The organism is Stenotrophomonas sp. SbOxS2, assembly GCF_013416715.1.
Lineage (GTDB): Bacteria > Pseudomonadota > Gammaproteobacteria > Xanthomonadales > Xanthomonadaceae > Stenotrophomonas > Stenotrophomonas lactitubi.
The window spans coordinates 605,157-624,863 of record NZ_JAAVXD010000007.1; the positions used below are offsets into that span (position 1 = coordinate 605,157).

Annotated in this window: 20 protein-coding genes; 6 read left to right on the top strand and 14 right to left on the bottom strand. The window is 66.8% G+C overall.

Going from position 1 to position 19,707, the window contains the following annotated elements; genetic code table 11:
- Nucleotides 1-6: 6 nt before the first annotated feature.
- Nucleotides 7-543: a peroxidase-related enzyme gene (locus HFK18_RS17400; protein WP_180167209.1), complete on the bottom strand. Its 537-nt coding sequence runs from the start codon at nt 541-543 to the stop codon at nt 7-9.
- 105 nt (nt 544-648) lie between these two features.
- Between HFK18_RS17400 and HFK18_RS17405 the strand changes: the two genes are divergently transcribed.
- Complete coding sequence (locus HFK18_RS17405) at nt 649-1,530, top strand: AraC family transcriptional regulator (protein WP_180167210.1); 882 nt, start codon at nt 649-651, stop codon at nt 1,528-1,530.
- 7 nt (nt 1,531-1,537) lie between these two features.
- Here HFK18_RS17405 and HFK18_RS17410 read toward each other — a convergent pair whose 3' ends face one another.
- From HFK18_RS17410 to HFK18_RS17445, 8 genes are all read right to left on the bottom strand, one after another.
- The gene (locus tag HFK18_RS17410; protein WP_180167211.1) at nt 1,538-2,098 is read right to left on the bottom strand and encodes a TetR/AcrR family transcriptional regulator; all 561 of its coding nucleotides are present in this window, start codon (nt 2,096-2,098) and stop codon (nt 1,538-1,540) included.
- A 5-nt stretch (nt 2,099-2,103) separates the two neighbouring features.
- On the bottom strand, nt 2,104-3,636 hold the full coding sequence (locus tag HFK18_RS17415; protein WP_180167212.1) for an MFS transporter: 1,533 nt from the start codon (nt 3,634-3,636) through the stop codon (nt 2,104-2,106).
- A gap of 123 nt (nt 3,637-3,759) precedes the next feature.
- On the bottom strand, nt 3,760-4,482 hold the full coding sequence (locus HFK18_RS17420; RefSeq protein WP_180167462.1) for a hypothetical protein: 723 nt from the start codon (nt 4,480-4,482) through the stop codon (nt 3,760-3,762).
- 46 nt (nt 4,483-4,528) lie between these two features.
- The gene (locus HFK18_RS17425) at nt 4,529-5,155 is read right to left on the bottom strand and encodes a DUF3299 domain-containing protein (protein ID WP_180167213.1); all 627 of its coding nucleotides are present in this window, start codon (nt 5,153-5,155) and stop codon (nt 4,529-4,531) included.
- Nucleotides 5,145-5,699 (bottom strand): DUF3299 domain-containing protein, encoded by a 555-nt coding sequence (locus HFK18_RS17430; RefSeq protein ID WP_180167214.1) that lies wholly within the window; start codon nt 5,697-5,699, stop codon nt 5,145-5,147. The genes HFK18_RS17425 and HFK18_RS17430 overlap by 11 nt, the downstream gene beginning before the upstream one ends.
- The gene (locus tag HFK18_RS17435) at nt 5,696-6,949 is read right to left on the bottom strand and encodes an ABC transporter permease (RefSeq protein WP_180167215.1); all 1,254 of its coding nucleotides are present in this window, start codon (nt 6,947-6,949) and stop codon (nt 5,696-5,698) included. Before HFK18_RS17435 ends, HFK18_RS17430 begins: the two co-directional genes overlap by 4 nt.
- Complete coding sequence (locus HFK18_RS17440; protein WP_180167216.1) at nt 6,942-7,637, bottom strand: ATP-binding cassette domain-containing protein; 696 nt, start codon at nt 7,635-7,637, stop codon at nt 6,942-6,944. The genes HFK18_RS17435 and HFK18_RS17440 overlap by 8 nt, the downstream gene beginning before the upstream one ends.
- Entirely contained in the window at nt 7,634-8,167 is a 534-nt protein-coding gene (locus tag HFK18_RS17445) for a DUF2796 domain-containing protein (RefSeq protein ID WP_100552636.1), read from the bottom strand. The genes HFK18_RS17440 and HFK18_RS17445 overlap by 4 nt, the downstream gene beginning before the upstream one ends.
- Before the next feature lie 32 nt (nt 8,168-8,199).
- Between HFK18_RS17445 and HFK18_RS17450 the strand changes: the two genes are divergently transcribed.
- Nucleotides 8,200-8,676 carry a MerC domain-containing protein gene (locus HFK18_RS17450; protein ID WP_180167217.1) on the top strand — a complete coding sequence of 159 codons (477 nt, stop codon included), beginning with the start codon at nt 8,200-8,202 and terminating at the stop codon, nt 8,674-8,676.
- 7 nt (nt 8,677-8,683) lie between these two features.
- Here HFK18_RS17450 and HFK18_RS17455 read toward each other — a convergent pair whose 3' ends face one another.
- Nucleotides 8,684-10,873, bottom strand: coding sequence for a TonB-dependent receptor (locus HFK18_RS17455; protein ID WP_180167218.1), 2,190 nt, complete (start codon nt 10,871-10,873; stop codon nt 8,684-8,686).
- 123 nt (nt 10,874-10,996) lie between these two features.
- On the opposite strand from HFK18_RS17455, the gene HFK18_RS17460 reads away from it, so the two are divergent.
- Entirely contained in the window at nt 10,997-11,839 is an 843-nt protein-coding gene (locus HFK18_RS17460; protein ID WP_180167219.1) for an AraC family transcriptional regulator, read from the top strand.
- Here the strand turns inward: HFK18_RS17460 and HFK18_RS17465 are convergent.
- Nucleotides 11,828-12,763, bottom strand: coding sequence for a LysR family transcriptional regulator (locus HFK18_RS17465; RefSeq protein WP_180167220.1), 936 nt, complete (start codon nt 12,761-12,763; stop codon nt 11,828-11,830). The genes HFK18_RS17460 and HFK18_RS17465 overlap by 12 nt on opposite strands.
- A 106-nt stretch (nt 12,764-12,869) precedes the next feature.
- On the opposite strand from HFK18_RS17465, the gene HFK18_RS17470 reads away from it, so the two are divergent.
- Nucleotides 12,870-13,613, top strand: coding sequence for an SDR family oxidoreductase (locus tag HFK18_RS17470; RefSeq protein WP_180167221.1), 744 nt, complete (start codon nt 12,870-12,872; stop codon nt 13,611-13,613).
- Between the two features lie 74 nt (nt 13,614-13,687).
- Here HFK18_RS17470 and HFK18_RS17475 read toward each other — a convergent pair whose 3' ends face one another.
- The gene (locus HFK18_RS17475) at nt 13,688-16,039 is read right to left on the bottom strand and encodes a GH92 family glycosyl hydrolase (protein ID WP_180167222.1); all 2,352 of its coding nucleotides are present in this window, start codon (nt 16,037-16,039) and stop codon (nt 13,688-13,690) included.
- 463 nt (nt 16,040-16,502) lie between these two features.
- Between HFK18_RS17475 and HFK18_RS17480 the strand changes: the two genes are divergently transcribed.
- Nucleotides 16,503-16,751: a hypothetical protein gene (locus HFK18_RS17480; RefSeq protein WP_089235796.1), complete on the top strand. Its 249-nt coding sequence runs from the start codon at nt 16,503-16,505 to the stop codon at nt 16,749-16,751.
- Between the two features lie 98 nt (nt 16,752-16,849).
- On the opposite strand, the gene HFK18_RS17485 is transcribed toward HFK18_RS17480, so the two are convergent.
- Together HFK18_RS17485 and HFK18_RS17490 are read right to left on the bottom strand one after the other, a co-directional pair.
- Nucleotides 16,850-17,173, bottom strand: a complete 324-nt coding sequence (locus HFK18_RS17485; protein WP_180167223.1) for a thioredoxin family protein — start codon at nt 17,171-17,173, stop codon at nt 16,850-16,852.
- Nucleotides 17,174-17,177: 4 nt separating this feature from the next.
- The gene (locus tag HFK18_RS17490; protein WP_089235798.1) at nt 17,178-17,594 is read right to left on the bottom strand and encodes a host attachment family protein; all 417 of its coding nucleotides are present in this window, start codon (nt 17,592-17,594) and stop codon (nt 17,178-17,180) included.
- 584 nt (nt 17,595-18,178) lie between these two features.
- Here HFK18_RS17490 and proP point away from each other — a divergent pair.
- Nucleotides 18,179-19,666, top strand: coding sequence for a glycine betaine/L-proline transporter ProP (gene proP, locus HFK18_RS17495; RefSeq protein ID WP_180167224.1), 1,488 nt, complete (start codon nt 18,179-18,181; stop codon nt 19,664-19,666).
- The last annotated feature ends 41 nt before the right edge of the window (nt 19,667-19,707 follow it).

Genomic DNA, 19,707 nt, shown 5'->3' on the forward strand with positions numbered 1-19,707 from the left:
GCGGCCTCAGCGCAGCGCCACCTTCGGGAAGTCCACCGGCACGTCAAAGGCCACGTTGACGTAGTTGGTGAACAGATTGAGCGCTACATGGGCCAGAATCTCCACGATCTGCTCGTCATCGAAACCAGCCGCGCGCAGCGCCTGCACGTCAGCGTCGGCAATCTGCGCACGCTGCTCGACCACCTTCAGCGCGAAGTCCAGGGCGGCGGCGGTGGCCGGATCGCTGGACTGGCCGATCTGTGCAGCGGCCATCTGTTCGCCACTGGCGCCGGCCTTGCGCCCCAGCGCCGTGTGCGCGGCCAGGCAGTATTCGCACGCATTGCGGTTGGCGATGGCCACCGCGATCTGCTCGCCCAGCAGCGGCGACAGACGGCCGCCACCCAGCGCGCCGAATGAGCCCCACATGCTCTGCAGCGCGGCAGGCGAGTTGGCCACGGCACGGAACATCGCCGGCGTGGCGCCGAAGGCGGCGTGGACCTGGCCCAGCAGGGCCTGGCGCTCGGGCGTGGTCCAGGTCGGATCGATCAGGGGAATGCGGGACATGGGGTACTCCTTGCGATAGCGCCCGGGATTGGACGATGGGCGTATCGTAGGTAGACTCGCCGGACGAATTGAGCATTTATCTCCAGATATGTTGTCCATTCATCCATGAGCACCCTCCCGCCCCCGGCCCGGCCATCCGACGATGTGCCTGACCGGCTGTCGACCCTGCTCGAACGGTTCCGGGTACAGGCAGCGCTGTTCCATTCCGGCCCGTTGTGCGGACGGCACGTGTTCGAACCGCAGCCGGGGCGCGCCTTCCTGCACATCCTGCGCAAGGGGGAAATGGAGGTGCATCACCCCGACACGGACTGCATCACGCGCCAGCTGAAGGTCACCGCCCCCAGCCTGCTGCTGTACCCGCGGCCACTGCGGCATGTGTTCCTCAACGCGCCGCTGGACGGTCCTGATTTCACCTGCGCCACGCTGGATTTCGACGGCGGTGCACGCAATCCGGTCGTCCAGTCGCTGCCGCCGGTGATGGTGGTGCCGCTGTCAGCCATCGGTGAACTGGACGGCACCCTGCACCTGCTGTTCGCGGAAGCCGACCGCCAGCGCTGCGGCTCGCGCCTGCTGACCAACCGGCTGTTCGAGGTTGCCCTGATCCAGGTACTCCGTTGGGTGATCGATCATCCCGATGCTGCGGGGGTAAGCCACGGGTTGATGCGCGGGCTGTCCGATGCGCGCCTGGCACGCACGCTGGTAGCCCTGCACCAGTCGCCGCAGCAGGCCTGGACCCTGCCGAAGATGGCGGCCATCGCCGGGCTGTCGCGCAGCGCGTTCGCGGCGGTGTTCAAGGACGTGATGCAGACTACGCCGGCCAGCTACCTGCTGGATTGGCGCTTGAGCCTGGCCTGCACGCAGCTGCGCGCGGGAGCAGCGGCCAAGCAGGTTGCGACCGACGTCGGCTTTGCCGATACCGCCTCGCTGTCCAAGGCGTTCCGCAAGCGCCTGGGGCTCTCGCCCCGCGCGTGGCTGGCGACGCTGTAGCCCGCGGCTAGTCCTTAGGGGACTGCTCAGGAGAGAGCAGCCCGCCGATCCGCTCGGTCAACTGTGCGCGCACGTTCTCGTCCAGCTGGCCTTCGTACATGGCCTCGTAGATCCACAGGCCGTCGGCGGCCAGCCGCGCCACGAAATTGTCCAGCGCCGCAGGGTCGTCGCTGCCGGCGGCCGGTGGCGAAGGTGCCCAGCGCTGCACTACCGGTGCCCACGGCCGGTCGCTGGGGAACTCGGGGTCCACCGAGTCCAGCATGAACATCAGCTCGGCGCGGGTGGCGCTCTGTGCCGAAACGCGCACGAAGGTCTGGTAGCGCTCCAGCGCAGTGGCCTCGCCAGCCGACTTGCCCAGCAGCGCCTCCATCGATGCTTCCCAGCTCTGCACCAGGTGCTCGTCGATGCCGCGCAGCAACGCTTCGCGCGACGGGAAGTGGTACAGCAGGCCGCCACGGGTCAACTGCGCCTCGGCCGCCACCGATTCAAAGGTGACCGCACGCACGCCGTCGCGGTTGATCACGCTGACGGCGGCGTCGAGGATGCGCTCGCGCTTGCTGGTTCTCATTGCCGCTATTTTACGCGATCGGCAGCGCCGTCGCGGCCGCCAGCACGTCCACGCAGCAGGCGCGCGATGATCACCGCGCCGGCCGCCAGCACCGCGCTGATCACCAGCAGCACGATCTGGTAACCGCGATCGTAGGCCGCGGCTGCCAGGGCGAACCACTCACCCTGCCCCGCCTCACGCGCCACGTGCAATGCCTGGGTGAACCCCTCGCGCGCGGCGGCCGGAATGTCCGCCGACTCCGGCAGGAACGCGCCGTACATCGCAACGCTCAGGCTGCCCAGCAGCGCGACCGCCAGCAGGCCACCGAACTCGTAGGACACCTCCTCCACCGACGAGGCCATGCCCGCACGATGCGGCGGCACGTTGTTGAGGATGGCGGTGGACGCCACCGAGATCGCAGCACCCATGCCGAAGCCGGTGATCGCCATGCCGGCCACCACCCAGCCCAGGCCGTGCGGGAAGCCCAGCGCCACCACGCCCACGCCTACTGCACCGGCCGCAAGGCCGCCACAGATCAGCGGACGCAGGCCGACACGATGCAGCACGCTGCCGCCCAGCAACGCGCTGGGCAGGCTGCCCAGCGCCGCCACCGATACCAGCAGGCCCGCCTGCAACGGGCTGAGGCCGGCCACCAGCTGGAAACGCTGGGTGGTGAGCAGCTGCAGCCCGGCCATCGCAAACAAGGTGAACACCGCCGACAACGTGCCGGCGAGGAACGCCGGGTTACGGAAGATGGCGAAATCCAGCAGCGGATAGGGCAACTGCTGCTGACGGCGGCTGAAGGCGAAGCCGGCGATGAGCGCCAGCAGCAGCGAGACCGCGCCGACACCGTACGAGGGCGGCGTAGCGATCAGCGACTTGATCGCCAGCACCAGCCCGGACAGCGCGGCCAGTGCCAGCAACGAGGACAGCAGGTCCCACGGCCGCGTGCTGTCGCGCTGCCCTTCCGGCGCCAGCACCAGGGTCGCGATGAAGGCGACCACCACCACCGGCACGTTGATCAGGAACACCGAGCCCCACCAGAAGTGCTGCAGCAGCCAGCCACCGATGATCGGCCCCAGTGCCGCACCGACGATGGCCACCGAACCCCAGATCGCGATGGCGATGTTGCGCTCGCGCTCTTCATGGAAGCTGAGCCCGATCAAGGCCAACGTGGCCGGCATCATCGCCGCCGCACCCACGGCGAGGAAGGTACGCGCTGCAATCAGCTGCGCGGCGGTCGCAGAGAACGCGGCCGCCAACGAGGCGATGCCGAACACCACCAGGCCGATCAGGAACATCCGCCGGTGGCCGATGCGGTCACCCAGGGTGCCAGCGCCCAGCAGCAGGCCGGCCATCACCAGCGGATAGGCGTTGATGATCCACAGCGACTGCCCGGCGCTGGCCGAGAGTTCCTCGGTCAGGGTCGGCAGCGCCGTGTACAGCACCGAGTTGTCCAACGTGACCAGCAGCAGGCCGGCGGCGACGGTGAACAGCAGCGACCAGCGTCGGGCGCGCGACAGGGACGGAGCACCGTCCAAGGGCTGGGAGAGAGCCATGGGAACCTGGAGGGGAAGGAGTACGCCCATAACTATACAGGACATCCTGTATAGTTATGGATGTCCCAGCGAACGCCATTCAGCTTCCGGGAGGCGCCATGCCCGCTGCCGCAAGGCCCTGACTTACCTGCACTCCGCAGGCAATGCAGCGACCGCCTGCACTACCGGCTCCTGCATGGCCTGGCCTACTTCGGCATCCAGCTCGCCACGCAGATGGCCGTGCTGCCGCTGCATCGCGTCTTCGCACAGCGCACGCACCCGCGCACGGGCGTTGCTGCGCAGCGTGCTGCAGCGCCAATCCACCCCTCCCAGCGGCAGCACCGAATAGACCACGCTGTTGCAGGCGTTGCCGGCGCGTTCTGGCAGCGGGCGCCCGCCGAAGTCACGCGGCGCACTGCTGCGCTGCGGGTCGAAGTAGCTGTCCGGGAACGTGCGTGCGTACTGTTCGATATCCACCTCGATGCTGCCGCCATCGCCTGCCGGCAGGCGCAGTGGCTGGCCGCAGCCGGTGGCATCGGCGCGGTGCTGGATGTACTGGTAGATCGGCCGGTCCAGGCTCGCATCCTGCGTGGTCACGGTGCTCACCGCCGCCAACACCGGCAGCGACGCACGGTTGGCCATGCGTGCCAGCGCTCCCGCCTGCGCCGGTTCGCAACGGTCGCGCAGCGTCGCCACCAGCAGGAACAGCAGGTCATCACGAAAGGCCTTGTCTGCAGCCATGTGATGTTCGATGCGTGCCTGCGCTTCCGCCGCCGGTGCGGGAAATGCCACTGCCGGTGGCGAGGGTGCGTGCGTTGCGTTCCACAGCAGCGCCACGCCGGTCCCTGCCAGCAGCAGCACCACCATCAGCAGCGCGACGGTGCGTGCGCGGAGCTTCGTCATCGGGTGCTCGTCATCGGGTGATCGCGGAAAGCGTCGCCGCGGCTGCGTCATAGGACGCGCTGGCGATATCCGCCTCGAAGTGCTTCACCTGCAGGCGCCCTGACAGCCGGTAGGGATCCCACAACGCGCCCATCGTGATTGGAGTGGCCAGGGTCACATGGATGATCTGGTTCGGCGGTGGCGGCGGTACGTGGATGCACGCGCCATAGAACGGCACGAACAGCAGTTCGTCCACCTGTCCCGCGTCGTTCATCGCCAGCGGCACCACATAGCCATCCAGGTCCAGCGCCCGTCCATCCACGCCATCGACCACCGCCGACGAGCCGAACTGCTGCGCGCGCACAGGGCTGGAATGATCGATGGCCTGCCCGGGCAGCGAGCCCGACCCGGTGTCGTCGATCAATCCGCCTATCCCATCCATGCCGTTGCCACGCGACAGCCCGATCTGCGGCGGAGGACGCTGGAAGCTGTCCTCCCCGGGCATCAGCGCGTCCCAGCGGTCGATCACTACAGACGGCGCCGCTGGCGAAGCGGCAGCGTTGCTGGCCTGTGGCGGAGTCTCCACGGCGGGCCGGCCACAGCTGGTCAGCAGTACACCGGCAAGTACACCGGCAAGCACCTTCGCGCTACGGTTCATAAGGCCTCAATTCGGCGTCGGCCATGCTGTAGGCCGAGCCTGCAAGATCATCGTCCACCCGCTCGGCGCGCAACACGCCGGCCAGGAAGAACGGCGAGTACATGTCGGGCATGGCGATCGGCCGCGGCAGCACCACGTGCACGATCTGGTTCGGTGGCGGCGGTGGCACGTGGATGCACGCGCCGTAGTACGGCACGAACAGGAATTCGAGCAGTCGACCGTCTGCCGCATTGGCCAAGGGCACGACATAGCCCGGCAACCGCACCGCGCGATCCAGTACCGCGTCCACGGTACGGAAGGTACCGAACTGGGCCATGCGCCGGTTGCCGCTGTGCTGCACCTCCGGCCCCTCACCGCGCTCCAGTGCGGCCAGTTCATCGCCCGGCAGCATCTGCAACCAGTCCAGCTCCTGCTCGCTTTCGGTGCCAGCATTGCTCTGCACCGGCGAGGGAGGCAGTGCCTGCACACCGGTATCGGTCGGCCGTGTGCAGGCAGCCAGCAGCATGGCCGCAGCCAGCAGCAACCCGCGGACACCCGTGCTCATGACGCAGGCGCCAGGCCATCGGCCAGGGTGCGCCGGTAGGCCAGCAGCGCAGGCAGCAGGCCTGCGACCGCGCTGATCAGCAGCACGCCCCCCACCCAGGCCAGTTCGCGCGCGTCCGGCCAGACGTGGGTGATCGACAGACCGAAATTGGCCAGCGCCCAGCTGCGCCCAACCACGCTGGCGCAGGTCAGCACGGCCAGCGCCAGCGCGCAGGCCAGCGCTGCGGTGGCCACGGCTTCAACGACCAGCAGGCAGGCCACATAGGCCGGACGCGCACCGGTAGCGCGCAGCACCGCCATCTCTCGACGCCGCTCCTGCAGCGTCGATACCAGCAGCGCCATCAGCGAAACCATGCCCAGCAGCACCACCATTGCACTGATCAACTGCAGCGCACGCTCGGCGGTACCCAGCGACTGCCACAGCTGCTGCAGGGTCACGCCGGGCAGGATGGCCTGCAGCGCTTCGTCGGGATACTCGTTGATGCTGCGCTGCACGCCGAAGGTGGCGATGCGCGAGTTCAGGCCGAGCATGAAGGCGGTGATGCTGGTCGGGGTCAGGTCGAGCTGGCGTGCCTGTTCGGCGCTGACATGCTGGCTGCGAAGCTGCACGCCGGAGCGCCAGTCGACATGGATCGCCTCGATCACCGGCAGTGACACCAGCACGGAAGAATCCACCGGCGTGCCGGTCCGCTGCAGGATGCCGACCACACGGAACGGCTTGTCCGCATGCGTGGCCAGCGTCACCGCACCGGTGCCATGGGCCAGCACGATGTCAGCGCCCACGCCGATGTGCGCCGCCTGTGCGACTTCCGCGCCGACCACCGCGTCATACAGGTCGTCGAACGGCTTGCCCTGCGCGAATGCCAGCGGATGCCCTGCGCCATGCCGGTAATGTTCGAAGTAGCCGGCAGTGGTGCCGATCACCCGATAGCCACGCCAGGAATCGCCCAATGACAGCGGCACTGCCCATTTCACCTGCGGCAGCGCCGACAGTTCCTGGTAGGACTGCCAGGACACGTTGTTGGTCGGGTCGCCGATATGGAACACCGAGTACAGCAGCAGGTTCACCGGCCCCGAGCGCGCGCCGACGATCAGGTCAGTGCCCGACACGGTGCTGGCAAAGCCCTCGTGGGCCTGCGTGCGGATGCGTTCCACCCCCAGCAGCAGGACCACACTCAGGGTGATGACCAGCACGGTCAGGCTCACGCTCAGGGCGCGGCTGCGCAGGCTGGCCCAGGCCAACTCAAGCATGTGCGCCCCCTGCCCGGTTCAGATCACCCAGCGACAGCACCTGGTCGAACAACGGCTGCAGGCGGTCATCGTGGCTGACCACCAGCGCGGTGGTGCCGGCGGCGCGGCACTGCGCAAACATCAGCTGCAGGAAGGCCGTGGCCGCGTCGGGGTCCAGCGCCGAAGTCGGTTCGTCGGCCAGCAGTACCGCTGGGCGGCCGATCAAGGCACGGGCAGCGGCAACGCGCTGCTGCTGGCCGACGCTGAGCGTGCCCGCCGCACGCGGCATCAGTGCCGGGTCCAGCTGCAGCGCGCGCAGCAGGCGCGCGATTTCAGCATCCAGCCCACCGTCGATGCGCGCATTTCGCAACGGCGAGAAGCGCACGCCCAAGGCGATGTTGTTGCGCACGCTCAGGAACGGCAGCAGGTTGAACTGCTGGAAGATCACGCCCAGCTGATCGGCGCGGAAACGATCACGCGCGGCGGCACCGAGCGTGTTCACCGCGTGGCCGGCGACACGGATACTGCCGCGGCCCGGCAGCAGGATGCCTGCCAGCAGGCCCAGCAGCGTGCTCTTGCCCGAGCCGCTGGTGCCGCGCAGCAGCACGCTGCTGCCCGCGCTCACCTGCAGCTGTGCGATGTCCAGCACTGCCCGGTCTGCGTAGCCGAACTGCACGCCCTGCAGGTCGATGATGGCGGCCTCGTTCATGGCGCCAGCGGCACCCGCAGGCTGTCGGCGGTCACCACGCTGCGGCCTTGCCCGGTCGACGTCGCGGTATTGACGATCACCTCATGCAGACCCGGAAACAGCGTCGGCAGCGGCAATGCCAGCCCACGCAATGCCGCCGGGTTGGCGCAGTGGTAGCGCAGTGCTGCGGTGAATCCGGCATGCGTGTGCTGGCCAGGCTGGGTTGCCACTGCTACTGGCGCAAAGCCCTCCGCAGTCGCCTCGGCATGGTCCAGCCGGCACTGCGCAGCGCTCGGCAACGTGACCCAGCTGCCGCTCTGCAGGATCGATCGCGCCCGCGCCAATGCGGCCTGTTCGCGGCTGTCGGCAGGTGGTCGTTCGAAATCGAGGATGCCGATGCCCGGCGCACGCAGTGCCAGCTCCAGCGTTCCCTGGTCCACGGCCAGATCGACATCGGCCTGGCCATGGACATGCGCATCGTGATGGCGCACGTCGTGGGCGTTCGCAGAATGAGCAGCAAGCAGCAGTAGAAGAGCGGCAGAACGTTTCATGGGGGAGCTCCGTATTGTTACTATGTAACATTATGGACCATATCCCGACCTCGCCCGCAAGGGCCCGCACCCAGCCGCCAGCTTCGGCACGCTGGCATCCCCGCTTCGATCTGGCAGGCGCCTGGCTGTCGCTGGCCTGTGCCGCACACTGCGTGGCCCTGCCCTTGCTGCTGGCCTTCACGCCCGCGGCGATGATGGCGCTGCGCTCGTTCCAGCACCCTGGCCACGCGGCGATGACCGCGCTGCTGGTGATGTCGCGCTGGGAATGGCTGTTCGCGCTGCTGGCCTCGACGATCGCCGTGCTCAGCACCGCCGCCGGCCAGCGCCGCCATCAGCGCGCACTGCCGCTGTGCGTAGCCCTTGCAGGCGCGACCCTGCTGCTGTCCGCCTCGCTGTACCTGCCATTGAAGGAATCGCTGCTCTGGCATGGCGCTGCCACCGCCTGCGGAGGGGTGATGCTGGCCGTCGCACATCTGCGCAACCGGCGGGCCCTGCGGTCCGCCGGCTGATGACCCTTCAGAACCGGTAGCCGACCTCGGCACCGACAATGCGCGGGCTGTCCACCGGCCCGTAGTAGTTGCCATCGCGGCCGAAGGCCAGGTTGTCGAAGATCAGGCCGTTGATGCGGCGCTTGTCGGTCAGGTTCTGCACGAACACGCGGGTGCTCCACGGGCCTCGCTCGTAACCCAGTTGCACGCCCAGTACGGCCACGGCCGGCTGGAACGCTCGGTTACGCTCGTCCAGCGCGCTGGAACCGGTGAACTGCGATTCCACCCGGGCATAGATGCCGGAATCGAACTGATACCGCGCAGCCAGGTAGCCGGTGTAGTGCGGCGTCAGCTTGACCCGCTTGCCGTGCAGGTTCTCCTGCGGGCTGACCCACAGCTTGGTGTACGTCGCATCGACATAGCCGACATTGGCCATCACCGTGAACCCCGGCGCGACTTCAAACACCCCTTCCAGCTCTGCACCGCGCGAGCGTATCGAGGCATCCGAGCCCACGTAGTCGGAGGAGATCGGCCGGCCGTTGGCATCGGTGGCCACCTGGATTTCCTGCCAGTTGTCCGAGCTGATATGGAACAGGGCGCCGCCGATATGGCCGCGGCCGCCCGCCAGGTTCATCTTGAAGCCCACTTCATGGCTCCACATGCGTTCGGATTCGTAGCGCAGCACCTTGTCGTTGATCACATCGCTCTGCGCGGCGGCCAGGTTGAAGCCACCGGGGATGTAGCCCTTGGCCGAGGCCGCATAGAACGACAGATCATCGCTGGCGTCATAGCGCAGCGAGACGCGCGGCAACGTGGCCGAGAACGTATGCGCCAGGGCTGCGTCGCGGTAGCGCACCAGGCCCCCGGCACCCAGGTCGAGGAATCCGGCACGCTGCTCGGTGGAACGGCGGGCCTGCTCGTGGCGGATGCCGAGGCTGGCGGTCAGCTTCGGCAATGCCGGCAGCGTGTAGCTGGCGGTCGCGAACACACTGTAGTCCTCACCCTTGGAGGTCTGCCGCGGTGCCAGGTTGTAACTGTCCAGCCCGCGCAGCGCCGGGCCGACGAAGGTGCCCTGGATCGAATCCTTGTCGATGCGATAGGTCGATACACCGGCCATCCAGGTCAGCGCCTGGTCGCTGGGCGAGCTGAAGCGCGCCTCGGCATTCCATGCATTCTTCTTGTCGTAGATGTAGCCGGCCAGCGCGGAGCTGGCGGTCATGTCGAAGTCATAGCCAGCCGAGGTGGTTTCTTCGCTGCGGTACGAGGCGGCAACATCCAGGGTGCCGGACTGCAGTTGCCACTGCGCGCTGAGGCCGGCAACGGTCTCGTCCTTTTCGGTGCGCTTGGGCGCATCGTTGATGTAGGTGAAGTCACCCGCGTGACGGCCACCATTGAGGCGGTCGCCATAGGTGCGGTTGTACAGGCCGGTATCCAGCGGCAGGTACTCGTACTCGAACATGCCTGGTGCGCGCGTGCGCAGGTGATAGGCCAAGGCGTTGACGGTCACGTAATCGCTGGGCCGCCAGCGCAGCTTGCCCTGCAGGTAGCCCTCTTTCACTTCGCCGCGCGCGCCGTACGGGGTCAGGTTCTTCAGGTGGGCATCCTCATCGGACCCCATGAACGCCACCGAGCCCGACAGCGTGCCGTCCTTGCTCAGCGGGCCTGCCAGGAAGCCATCCACGGCCGTACCGTTGCCGTTGCCGAACCAGGTGCTGCGCACGTTCACCTCACCCTCGCGGGTATCGGCCGGGCCGCGCGTGCGCACCAGCACCAGCCCCGATTCGCTGTTGGCGCCGTACAGGGTGCCCTGCGGCCCCCGCAGCACCTCGACCGATTCCACCTGGTTGAGTACCGCGTTGCTCAGCTCGCGGAACGGAATGCCATCGATGTAGACCGACGCGCGGTTGACCAGGAAAGGATTGGATTCGATGCCGCGGATGGAAATGAACATGTTGCTCAGCTGGCCCATCACGTTGAACTTCACGTTGGGGGCCAGTTTGTCCAGGTCACGGAACTCGGTGACACCGGCTTCTTTCAGCGCCTGCCGATCAAGCACGGTCACCGACAGGTCACTCTTCAGGTAGGGCGTGTCGCGCTTGGAGCCGGTGACCACCACGCCATCGAGGGTGGTGGCATCGGCGGACTGCGCATGGGCGGGAAGAACAGGAACGAGCAACGACGCTGCGACGAGGGCAACGGAGGAAACGGGGGCTTTCAAGGGGAACCTCATGAGGAACGGAAACGCGCCTGGCGGGCCGGCTGGCGCAAACTGTTATCCTGTAACATTCGACGCTCGCCGCCACTCCATTGCAGTCAGCGCTGCTCCATTCCTGGACCCGCCATGCCCGCCCTCGCCGACCAGTTGCACCGGGAAGCCGCCCAGCCCATGGAGGGAACCGTGACCAGCGAGGATGGCTCGGTCGTTCTGCTGCGCCATGGCTTCCAGGCCAGCGAAGGCGCCATGGGGCACCCGCACCAGCTGCGGCTGGGCCTGCTGCTGGCCGGTGGCGGCAACCTGTACCAACGCACCTCCGCCGGGGTGCTGCAGGCGCCGTGGCATCCAGGCCAGTTCAACGTGGTACTGCCCGGCGATCATGGGCACTACGCCAGCCCTGCGGTGGAACTGCTGGGAATGGCCATCGATACCGCGCAGTGGCGCGATGCGCCTGGCGGCTTCCCGGACGTCCCCTCCCTTTCCCTGCGGCTGCATCGCGACCCGGTCATCGCCTCCGTACTGCACGCGCTATGGTCCAGCGCACAGGTTGACGCCTGCGTGCCCGGCTTCCTGCAGTACGGCGCAGAAGTGGTGGTGCGGCGATTGGCCCAGCTTGCCGGCCATCCGCCCGCCCGGCCACGCATGGCTGCACCGCTGTCATCGCGGCAGCTGCGCCAGCTGCAGGGCTTCATCGAAGAACACCGTTCGCAGCCGCTGGATGTCGCAGCACTGGCCGGCGTACTCGGCATGGAACCAACCACCTTCAGCCGCGCGCTGCGCGCCGCCACTGGCATGCCGCCGTATACCTACCTGACCCAGCGCCGCATGCAGTGGGCGCAGCAGGCACTGCAGGGCGGCCTCAGCGTGACCGAGGTGGCCATGGCCTGTGGCTACGCCAATCCCAGCAAGTTCAGCGCCGCCTTCCGCCGCGTTGTCGGCGTCTCCCCGTCAGCCTGGTCACGCCACTAGATCCACGCCATGCGTGGATGGGCCGCCGTGCGCGCGCTCCGGCTCGAACACAGCCGCCACCCAGTCGATGAACACCCGCAGCCGTGGCGATGGCGTGCGGTTGCGCGGATAGACCAGGCTGACCGGGCTCGGCGTGGGCGGCATCTCGGGCAACAGCTCCAGCAGCTGCCCGCGCGCGATGTACGGGTCCATCCGATAACGCGGCGCCTGGATGATGCCCAACCCGGCCAGCGCGGCACCGAGGAAGGCGTCGGCACCGGACACCCGCACGCGTGCCGGCAACGGCATATGGCGCACCTGGCCGCCCTGCTGGAACTCCAGCGGAATCAGCTGGCCGGTGGCGCTGGAACGGTAGCCGACCATCTGGTGTCCCGCTGCCAGCGACGCGATGCTTTCAGGCTGCCCGTGCGCCTGCACGTAGGCAGGCGACGCCACCGTGACCTCGCGCAGCAACGCCAGGCGCCGCGCGGCCAGATCGCTGTCGGCCAGGGTACCCACGCGGATGGCCGCATCCACGCCCTCGCGCAGCAGGTCGACATAGCGGTCGCCCTCGCTGACCTCCAGTTCGATGTCCGGGTAACGCTGCAGGAAATCCGGAAGGTGCGGGAACAGCAGGTGACGGCCCAGCGTACCGTGCACTTCGATGCGCAGCGGCCCGCGCGGTGGCACGTCACGGAACGCGGCTTCAGCATCGTCCATGTCCGCGATCAGGCGCAGGCAGCGGCCATAGAAGGCTTCGCCTTCCAGCGTCGGCACCACCACGCGCGTGGTCCGGTGCAGCAGGCGCACGCCCAGGCGCAGCTCCAATGCCTTGATCGCGTCTGTCACCGTGGCCCGCGGCAGCCCCAGGTCTTCGGCGGCACGGCTGAAGCTGCGGCGCTCGACGATCCGGACGAAGGCACGCAGGGCGGTGAATCGATCCATTGTTCGGTTGGCCGGATGATGTTTCCGGATTATCCATGATTATCCGCGACAGCGGAGAGACGAAGATGGCCCTGCGCCATCCCGGCGTGACCTTCTGGAATGTGCCATGACCTCCCCCGCTTCCCGCTCTGTCGCCCTGGTCACCGGCGGCTCCCGTGGCATCGGCGCTGCCATTTCGCGCCGTCTGGCCGCCGACGGCCACGCCGTGGTGATCAACTATGCCGGCCGCCGCGATGAGGCCGAGGCACTGGCGGCCGAACTGACCGCCCATGGCGGCCACGCCGTGGCCCTGCAGGCCGATGTGGCCGACCCGCAGGCCGTGCATGCCCTGTTCGACGCCATCGAGGCGCGCTTCGGTGGCATCGACGTGGTGGTCAACAGTGCCGGCGTGCTGCAGTTGGCCGCACTGGCCGACAGCGATGATGCATTGTTCGACCGCGTGATCGGCATCAACCTCAAGGGCGCATTCAATGTGCTGCGCGAGGCCGCGCGACGCGTGCGCGATGGCGGCCGCATCGTCACCCTGTCCACCAGCGTGGTCGGCATCAAGCTGGAAAACTACAGCGTGTATGCCGCCAGCAAGGCCGCGGTGGAGACGATGGGGGCGATCCTCAGCAAGGAGCTGCGTGGGCGCGGCATCACCGTAAACGCGGTGGCACCCGGGCCGACCGCCACCGATCTGTTCCTGGACGGGAAGTCGCCGGAGCTGATCGAGCGGCTGGCGAAGATGAATCCTTTGGAGCGGCTGGGTACGCCGGAAGACATCGCCGGTGCGGTGGCGTTCCTGGCCGGTGCCGATGGTGGCTGGATCAATGGCCAGGTGCTGCGCGCCAATGGTGGGATGGTGTAGATCGCATGCCAACCAAGGTTGGCATCTACCAGATCACGCCACATCGGTAGTCGCCCACCTTGGTGGGCGCTGCGTCACGGGCTCATCGAATACGGCGCCTGCGTGCCCTGCCCCGGCCAGTCCTTGTTCGGTTCGGCCTGCATGGTGAAATGCAGCTCGCCACCGGCCAGGATCTCATCGTGGCGCAGGAACGTGCGCTGCAACGGCTTGCCGTTGAGGGTCACGCTGCCGACATAGGTGTGCTTGTCGTCCAGGCCTTCGGCCACGATGGTGAAGGTCTTGCCGTTCGGCAACCGCATTGCGGTCTTCGGCAGGAACGGCCGGCCGAGGATGTACTCGCCCGAGCCCGGTGCCACCGGGTAGAAGCCCAGCGCGGTGAACACATACCACGCCGACATCTGGCCCACGTCATCGTTGCCGGCCAGACCATCGGGGCGATCGGCATACTGCGTGTCCATGATCTGCTTCAGGCGTGCCTGCGTGCGCCACGGCTGGCCGGCATACGAGTACAGGTAGGCCACGTGATGGCTGGGTTCGTTGCCATGCGCATACCAGCCGATCAGGCCGGTGATGTCTTCCATGTGTTCGAAGATGGCCGGATCGACCTTGGCGTTGAACACTTCATCCAGGCGCGCCAGCAGCTTGTCGCTGCCACCATGTGCGGCGGCCAGACCAGCCACGTCCTGCGGCACGTACCACGAGTACTGCCAGGCATTGCCCTCGGTGTAGTCGGTGCCGTAGCCGCTGGCGCTGGGGTCGAACGGGGTGCGGAAGTTGCCATCGCGCTTGCGCGCACGCATGAAGCCGGTGTCCTTGTCGAAGGCATTGCGCCAGTTGCCGGCACGCTTGTCGAAGGTTGCCGCCACATCGGCCTTGCCCATCGCCTGTGCCATGCGCGCGATGGTCCAGTCATCGAAGGCGTACTCCAGCGTCTTACTTGCGGCTTCGCCTTCTTCGTCGATCGGCACGTAGCCCAGCTCACGATACTGCGCGATGCCATCGTAAGGACCGTAGTTGGCGGTCTCCACCATCGCCTTCAGCGCCTTGTCCGCATCGAAACCGCGGATGCCCTTCACGTAGGCGTCTGCGATCACCGGCACCGCGTGGTAGCCGATCATGCACCAGTCTTCCAGGCCATGGAACGACCACACCGGCAACATGCCGTAAGGGCTGTGCTCATGATGGGCCAGCATGGAATTGACGAAATCGCTGTTGCGCTTCTCCGGCTGCACCAGGGTCAACAACGGATGCAGGGCGCGGTAGGTATCCCACAACGAGAACGTCGAATAGTTCGTATAGCCCTTGGCCTGGTGCACGGCGTTGTCGGCGCCGCGGTACTGGCCATCGGCGTCCATGAACAGCGTCGGCCCCAGCAGCGTGTGGTACAGCGCGGTGTAGGCGCTGCGACGTGCGTGCTCCGGGGCATCGATATCCAGCACCGACAACGCCTGCGTCCACTCCTGCTTTGCCTGCGCGCGCACGCGGTCGAAATCGAAGTCGGCCACTTCGGCATCAAGATTGGCGATGGCACCTGCCTCGCTGACCGGCGAGATCGCCACCTTCACCACCAGCGGCGTATCCAGCTTGCCGAAGTCGAAGGAGCCCACCAGCTGCCGCCCCTCGATCTGCGCGCGCTGTTTCGGGTCTTTCTCGCCCGGGGGCGCAAAGCCCTTGTAGACGATGTCCTGTTCGGTGTTGTGCAGTTCGTGACTGGCCAGCGGTCGCGAGAAACGCATCGCGAAATAAAGTTGGCGGCCAGCGGCCCAACCGCGGGTCTCGCGGAAGCCGGTGATGGTGCCATCGGCGCGCACGCGTACCCGCGACCACAGGATCTTGCCCGGGTAGTCATACATGCTGGTGCGCATGTCCAACAGCACCTTGGCCTCGGTGCCCTTGGGGAACGCATAGCGATGCACGCCCACGCGCGCGCTGGTGGTCAGTTCGGCGCGCACCTTGTAGTCGTCCAGGGTGACCGCGTAGTAGCCCGGCTCGGCCTTCTCGTCGTCGTGGCGGAAGCGCGAGGCGTAACCACTCTTGGGCTTCTCGGGGTCGCCGCGCTCCAGGCCTGGGTTGCCGGTGAACGGCATCAGCAGGATGTCGCCCAGGTCTGAATGGCCGGTGCCGGAGAAGTGCGTGTGCGAGAAGCCGACGATGCTGCTGTCGTCATAGCGATAGCCCGCTGCCCAGCCATAAGCCTTCTCTCGCGGCTGGATGCGCGTGTCGGGGCTGAGCTGGACCATGCCGAACGGCACCGTTGCGCCGGGGTACGTGTGCCCCTCACCGCCGGTACCGATGAACGGATCGACCGAGGCATAGGCCTTGTCGGCGGCGGTCATGGCGGGGGCGGCCACAGCCAGGCCGGAGGCGAACATCGCCGTGGCGGCGACAGCGATCAGGAGACGACGGTCCAGCGTGGGCATCGGCATTTGGATCGATTCAGGTGGTGGTCAGATCCTAGCACCGGGGTGGCGGTGTCGCATGCTGCAGTGCGGATGCCGCCTTCAACCTGTGCCTCTGCAACCAATTGAATGGATCGGCGCTGGGATTGAATGGATGCTGGCAAGGCTGGCAGGCCCATTTCGATGCGAACGCGCCAGCGGTTGTCGAAATGCGCACTCCTGAAAAAAATCAGCCCGTAAATGGAGACTTCGAGATGCAATCCCTATTGGAACAGACCGCCATTGCGTGTGCAGGATGTCCGCGCAGCGCGAACGCACGCTGCCGGGTGTGGAACCCCGAAATGAGCCTTGGGAGCTGCTTGCCGTGACTACGGCGGGCGGTGCGCGGCGGCCGCATGGCCCTCCGGCTTTTCCCAAAGCTCAGCCGAAGTTCCAACCCCGCACCGCCCGCCACCCTTGCGGTGGCCACGTCCCCTCAAGGAGCCATCGCATGTCGCATGAACCGCCCATCCTGACCCCGGAAATGGAATCCCTGTTCTTCCGCATCGAGCACGCCCTGAACACCGCCGAGGGCATGGCGATGATGATCGGCGAGAACGAGCCGGCCGACCCGCAGGCGCATCTACGTCCGGGTTACAGCGTGCAGAAGATCAGTGTTGCGATGATGGCGCTGAGCCAGCATGGTCGGCGATTGCTGCATGAACTGCGCGAGCAGCATGTGCGGGTGACGCTGCATTGAAGCGTGTAGAGCCGAGCCCATGCTCGACTCTGGTGTGATCGAGCACTACGGTTGGTGACGGAGCACGCCGAGCATGGGCTCGGCACTACAGGAGCCGGTCAATCCGGCAGCGCGCTCTGCAGTGTGGCGAGATCTGCCGCATCCACCGGCCGCACCACACGCGCCACTTCCTTGCCGTCACGCAACAGGATCACCGTCGGCCACAGCTTCACCTGGAACGAGCGGCCCAGCGGCTTGCCCTTGCCATCCTCGATCTTCCAGTGCGGCAGATCATGCGCATCCACGAAGGCCTGCAGTGCCGATTGCGCGGCCTGGCAATGGCCGCACCACGGCGCGCCGAATTCCAGCAGCAGCCAACCGGCCTGCGCATCCACCTCCGCGCGGGCCGGCTCGGCGGCAACATGATCACGCATGAAGGGCATGCCGTTACGCCTGCAGCGTGCGCTGGATGTCTTCCAGCGGCGCGTTGGTCAGATCCTTGGCGATATCGACCAGCAACCGCGCCTGCGTCTCTTTATGCAGCAACGGACGGATGCGGCCCAACGTGGTGGGATCGGCGATCAGCACCAGATGCGCGTAGCGGTTGTTGAGTGCATCTTCGTTGAGCTGCTCGGCCACCTGCTTGGCGAAGGTCGCTTCGTTGAGCTGCGAGATCGACATGTCCTTGGGCACCGCGCCGGACGGCCCCTGTCCGGACACACCCTGCTCGCTGATGTCCTGCAGCCGCAGCTCGCCTTCCTGCTTCAAGGTGAGCTTCTGCTCGCTGCCGACGTTGGTGAACACGCGGGCCGAGCCACCATCGGCGACGATAACCAGGGTGCCTTCGGGAATGCGACGGGTCATGCGTTACTCCTTGCGTTGGTTCATGACCACCGTAAAAGGCGTGGCGTGAGCGAGGTGAGCACAACATGTTCATTCGATGTGCGTGGGTCATCTGCATGAACAGGCAACATGGAACGCTGCGTTCGTGACAGCGCGATTCTCGGCACGCTCACACTGTAACCGTTATCATGAACGCATGATCGACACGACCCACTGCGCGTCAGCACCTGTTGCTGGCATGCGGGAAGCACTGCCGACCGGCGCTTCGCTTTCCATCATTGCTTCCCCCTCGCCTTTCCATCGCCTCGCGCTGGATCCCGGCGGATGACGCCTGCGGGCCCTGCCCCGCCTGTCCCCTGCGCCTGCCACCACCCCACGTGCACTGACGCGGTCTGACACGTAATCGGACCCATCCGATTGTCCCGCGTTCTGGCAGCGGGCAATGCTTGTCGCGTGCGCGGCGTTTGATCGCACACACCTTTCGCCCCGTTCCGGGCCTTCCATTCGATGCCCCTGCGCCTGCTGCGCCAGCATCGCCGTTTCCGACTTTCGGGACATCCGTACCGCCCATTCCACTCCATTTCCATTCTTCCAAGGGAGTCCCCATGCAGGACAACTCCGATGCCCATGCCCATTTCGGCTGGTTCAAACGCCGCCGCCATCTGAAGGTCGACGAGATCACCGTTGTCGACAAGCCCATGCTCAAGCGCGCCGTGGGCGCCGCTGCACTGGGCAATGCGATGGAATGGTTCGACTTCGGTGTCTATGGCTATCTCGCCGTCACCATCGGCCAGGTGTTCTTCCCCTCCAGCAACCCCACCGCGCAGGTGATCGCTGCGTTCGCCACGTTCACCGTGGCCTTCCTGGTACGCCCGCTGGGCGGCATGGTCTTCGGGCCCCTGGGCGACCGGTACGGGCGCCAGAAGGTACTGGCCTTCACCATGATCATGATGGCCCTGGGCACCTTCGCCATCGGCCTGATTCCCTCTTACGAACGCATCGGCATCTGGGCGCCGGTGATGCTGTTGCTCGCGCGCGTAGTGCAGGGCTTTTCCACCGGTGGCGAGTATGGCGGCGCGGCAACGTTCATCGCCGAGTACTCCACCGACCGCAACCGCGGCCTGATGGGCAGCTGGCTGGAGTTCGGCACGCTGGGCGGCTACATCGCCGGCGCCGGTACGGTCACCGCCCTGCACATGCTGCTGAGCAGCGAACAGATGCTGGACTGGGGCTGGCGCATTCCGTTCCTGGTGGCCGGCCCACTCGGCCTGCTGGGCCTGTACATGCGCATGCGGCTGGAGGAAACGCCGGCGTTCCGTGCCTATGCAGAGGAAGCGGAAAAGCGTGACCACGAACGTCCGGGCCTGGGTGAACTGCTGCGTGTGCATGGCCGCCAGTTGATCGTGTGCATGGGCCTGGTGCTGGTGTTCAACGTGACCGACTACATGCTGCTGACCTACATGCCCAGCTACCTGAGCGTGACCATGGGTTATGCCGAGAGCAAGGGCCTGCTGCTGATCATCATCGTGATGCTGGTGATGATGCCGTTGAACATCGTCGGTGGCCTTTTCAGCGACAAGCTGGGCCGGCGCCCGATGATCATCGGCGCCTGCATCGCGCTGCTGGTGCTGGCGGTGCCGAGCCTGCTGCTGGTGGGCAGCGGCAACGACTGGCTGATCTTCCTCGGCCTGATGCTGCTGGGCCTGGCGCTGGTGTGCTTCACCAGTTCGATGCCCTCCACGCTGCCGGCACTGTTCTATACGCCGGTGCGCTACAGCGCGCTGTCCATTGCGTTCAACGTGTCGGTGTCGCTGTTCGGTGGCACCACGCCGCTGGTGACCGCCTGGCTGGTGGAGCGCACCGGCGATCCCCTGGTGCCGGCCTACTACCTGATGGGCGCGGCGGTGATCGGCCTGATCACGATGATCTTCGTGAAGGAAACCGCCGGCCTGCCGCTGCGCGGTTCGCCGCCGGCCGTGGGCTGCAACAAGGAGGCGGCGGCGCTGCTGAAGAGCGATGCCCCGGTGACGGTGGATCGCACCCTGCCGCCGTTGCCGGACGTAGCCGAGCCGGAAGAGGTGACCCCGGCCTGAGTGCGGGAGGCAGCGCCGGGAATTGCCTGGCGCTGCCGGTA